This window comes from uncultured Pigmentiphaga sp. (assembly GCF_937950555.1).
Classification (GTDB): Bacteria; Pseudomonadota; Gammaproteobacteria; order Burkholderiales; family Burkholderiaceae_B; genus Pigmentiphaga.
In genome coordinates, this window is record NZ_CALFCW010000079.1 from 1 (window position 1) to 4,193 (window position 4,193).

A 4,193-nucleotide genomic window follows, 5' to 3' on the forward strand; every position below is an offset into this window, starting at 1 on the left:
CCTACGCCGCGGGCGGCTCGACCGACATCGCCACGCGCCTCATCTCGCAGAAGGTGTCGCAAGTCCTCGGCCAACCCGTCGTGGTGGAAAACCGCGGCGGCGCAGCCGGCTCCGTGGGGGCAGCCTACTTCGCGAAATCGGCGCCCGACGATCACTTCTTCATGATGATCACGCCGTCTCAACTGTCCATCAATCCGTATCTCTACAAGACTGACCTAGGCTACGACGCGGAAAAAGATTTCGTCTCCATCGGCCTGGCGACGCAAACGCCTAACGCCATCGTGGTCGCGCCGTCGCTGCCGGTAAAGTCGCTGGGCGAGCTGATCGACCATGCGCGGGCCAACCCGCGCAAGCTGGCCTACTCCAGCGCGGGCATAGGCAGCACCGGCCACTTGCTGAACGAGCTCATCAAGACGCTCACCCAAATAGACATCCTGCACGTCCCCTACCGCGGCAACGGGCCGGCCATGCAAGCCCTGGTAGCAGGCGAAGTCCAGTTCAACACCGACAACCTTCCCCAACTGCTGCCCCAGATACGCGCCGGCAAGGTACGGCCCATCGCCGTGACCTCCAAGGAGCGCTGGTTCCAGCTTCCAGACATTCCCACCGTCACCGAAGCCGGATACCCGGCCCTGACCACCAGCGTCTGGTTCGGCATGGTCGGGCAAGCTAGCTTGCCCAAGCACGTGATCACGCGCATGAACCAGGCACTGAACGCCGTGCTCACCGACCCCGAGTTCGCGGAGAAGCTCAAAGGGGCCAGCCTGGAGCCCTGGCCCAGCACGCCCGAAGAGATGTCCGCACACGTCAAGGCCGAAGCGCAGCGCTGGTCGAAAGTCATCAAGGAGTCCGGCGCCACCGCGCAGTGATTCCCCACCAACCCGTCGAATCCGGAGCCAAGCCGATGTCGCGCGATTCATCCCTGCGTAGCGGGGGACAAATCCTGATCGATGCCCTCAAGGTCCATGGCGTGGACCATGCCTTCTGCGTGCCGGGAGAAAGCTTCCTGCCTGCGCTGGACGCGCTGCACGGCGCCCGCGACGTCATCCGCACGGTCATTTGCCGCCAGGAAGGCGCCGCCGCGCACATGGCCGAAGCCTACGCCAAGCTGACCGGCAAGCCGGGAATCTGCCTGGTGACGCGCGGCCCGGGCGCCACCAACGCCAGCATCGGGGTACATACCGCAGCCCAGGATTCGACACCGATGATTCTATTGGTGGGCCAGGTCGGAACCGGCCTGCTGGAGCGCCAAGCCTGGCAGGAGATCGACGTTCGCGCGATGTTCGGGTCCATGGCCAAGTGGGTCACCCAGATCGACCACCTGGCCCGGCTGCCCGAAATGATGAGCCGGGCATTTCATACGGCCGTCTCCGGCCGTCCCGGGCCGGTGGTGATCGGCCTGCCCGAGGACGTGCTCTACCAGAAACTGGAGGTGGAGGACACCCGGCCGTTCCTGCCGGTACAGCCTCAACCCGGCCCCGCTGACATGCAGAGGTTGCGCGAGATGCTGGGCGAGGCGCGCAAGCCCTTCCTGATCCTCGGGGGCGGTGGATGGAACGCGCGCGCCTGCAGCGACATCCAGGCCTTCTCCGAACGATTCCACCTTCCCGTCGGCACGGCCTTCCGGCGCCAGGACCTGTTCGACAACACGCACCCCAACTATGCAGGAGACATAGGCGTGGGCATTTCCGAGCGCTTGGCCGCGCGAATACGCGAAGCTGACCTCATCATCGCGGTTGGCGCGAGGCTCGGGGAGACGACGACGGCCGGCTACCCCCTGCTCGGCGTGCCGAACATGCACGCGCGCTTCATCCACGTCCATCCGGACATCGGCGAACTGGGAAAAGTCTACCGGCCTGAGCTCGCCATCAATGCGAGCATGGAAGCATTCGCCGAAGCGGCCGGCCGGCTGGATGCACCGACCGAGCCGGCCTGGACCGAATGGCTGCGGGAGTCCAACGCCGACTATCGCGCCACGCTCGCCCCCACGCCCATGCCCGGCGAATTGAACCTTTCGGAAGTCATCGCCCATCTTCGCGAACGGCTGCCGGCGGATGCAATCGTGACCAATGGCGCCGGCAACTACACGGGCTGGATACACAGGTTCTATACCTACCGCGGCTTCCGCACGCAGCTCGCGCCTGCCAGCGGCGTAATGGGCTATGGCATCCCCGCTGCGTGCGCGGCCGCCCTGGTCCATCCCGGGCGGCGCGTCATCTGCTTCGCGGGCGACGGCTGTTTCCTGATGAACAGCCAGGAACTGGCAACCGCGCGTCAATACGGCCTGCCCATCATTTTCATCGTGGTCAACAACGGCATGTACGGAAGCATACGCATGCACCAGGAGATCCACTACCCAGGGCGGGTCTTCGGCACGACCCTTGAGAACCCTGACTTTGCCGCGCTTGCCGCGGCCTATGGCATCGAAGGCCATACCGTGGCCCGGACGGCAGATTTCGCCGCTTGCTTCGAGAAGGCCTTGGATTCCCCGTGCGGGGCTCTGATCGAACTGCGCATCGATCCCGAGGCCATTACCCCGCGTACGACATTGTCCGCACTGCGCCGCAAGAGTGAGCAGCGCGGTTGAGCCCACGCCGGGCCGGACATCCGACGCGTCGATTCACTTCTTCAGCATGGAGCACGTCATGATCGAACACATACCATTGAACGAACGCCAGCCACGCATGGAAGCGGCAGGGCTGCCACGCGAGGCGGTTACCATCTTCCTGCAAAGCGTCCGGGCATGGGAAGCGCGCACCGCGCCCGAATCCCTGGACGCGGACCTGGTTCCGGTGCAGACCATCTGCCGGCAAGGACGCGAGCTGCTTGCCCACCTGCCCCGCAAGTCGGAACGGGACGCAACACAGAAAGATGCCGGGCACGTCATTTTCCATCTGCTGGCGGATGCCTCGTGGCGCTTCTTCCGCCACCATGCCCAACCCGTCTACCGGGAACTGACGAACAACGGCACGCGCTCTTTGCGTGTAGACGAACTGGCATGGAGGGCTGCCGAACGCCTGCCGGGCATCCTGCCCACCGAGGATGAACTGCGCGCCGAAAGCGAGCTGCTGCAAAAAGACAAGGACGGGCTGGAAATCAACCAGGGCCTTTTCTTTAGCCACCTATTCCGGGATCGCGCCATCGGGTCGCATCTGATCCGCGCCATGCTCAGGCCGCTGCCGCAATCCTTCGAGTACCTGGACGAATTCCGCAAGACGGGCCGGGTACAGCTGGACAAGGCGTTGGTGGAAGCCAAAGAGCAGGCCGGCTACCTCACTTTCCAGAACCTGCGTTACCTGAATGCCGAGGACGACACCACGATGGTGCCGTTCGAAATCGCCACCGACCTCATCCTGTTGCATCCCGAATTGCGCATGGGCGTCATGCGCGGGGGCGTGGTGGACCACCCCAAATACGCAGGCAGGCGCGTTTTCTCGGCCGGCATCAACCTGACGCACATCTACCACGGCAAGAAATCCTATCTCGGCTTCCTGACCAAGAACCTCGGATTCTTCAACAAGGTGCATCGCGGCATTCTTCCACCGGGACCGGACAGCCTCGACGTTCCGCTAGATGAACCGGAAACCACCGTCGAGAAGCCCTGGGTCGCGGTGGTTGAAACCTTCGCGATCGGCGGCGGCTGCCAATTGCTGCTCGTGGCCGACTACGTCATCGCCGAAACCGGCTCCTTCTTCAGCTTGCCGGCGCGCAAGGAAGGCATCATCCCCGGCCTCGCGAATCTTCGCCTGCCGCGCTTCACCGGTGAATCCTTGGCGCGCCAAGCCATCATGTTCGACAAGCTCTTCAAGGTGGAGACGCCTGAAGGCCGGACCATCGTCAGCGAAGTCGTCGCGCCGGAAGAGATCGAGGCCGCCGTGACGCGCTGCGCATCCAACGCCCTTGGCGCCGGCATGGTCAGCATCAGTGCCAACCGCAAGGCGTTGCGGGCGCAGACGGAATCCATGGAAGCGCTCCGGCAGTACATGGTGATCTACGCCCGGGAACAGGCCTTCTGCCACCTGAGCGACGACCTCATCAGGAACCTCGAGAAAAACTGGAACGCCCAGCAGCGCAAGCTCTGACGGCGTCCGACGATCCGCCCGAGGAGGGGCAGTCATGACAATGGAAGCACCCGAACTCAAGCTCTATATCGACGGCCAATGGCTGGGCTGCGAAGGTGGCCGGGACGCCGT

The 4,193-nt window shown here is 64.1% G+C and carries 3 protein-coding genes; all 3 read left to right on the forward strand.

Annotation, left to right across the window (positions count from 1 at the left end; translation table 11 throughout):
• Positions 1–869: tripartite tricarboxylate transporter substrate-binding protein (locus Q0319_RS19250; protein WP_299455270.1), on the forward strand; the 869-nt coding region annotated here is incomplete at its 5' end.
• A gap of 35 nt (positions 870–904) precedes the next feature.
• The gene (locus Q0319_RS19255) at positions 905–2,587 is read left to right on the forward strand and encodes a thiamine pyrophosphate-binding protein (protein ID WP_299455272.1); all 1,683 of its coding nucleotides are present in this window, start codon (positions 905–907) and stop codon (positions 2,585–2,587) included.
• Between the two features lie 58 nt (positions 2,588–2,645).
• Complete coding sequence (locus Q0319_RS19260; protein ID WP_299455274.1) at positions 2,646–4,082, forward strand: enoyl-CoA hydratase/isomerase family protein; 1,437 nt, start codon at positions 2,646–2,648, stop codon at positions 4,080–4,082.
• Positions 4,083–4,193: the final 111 nt, after the last annotated feature.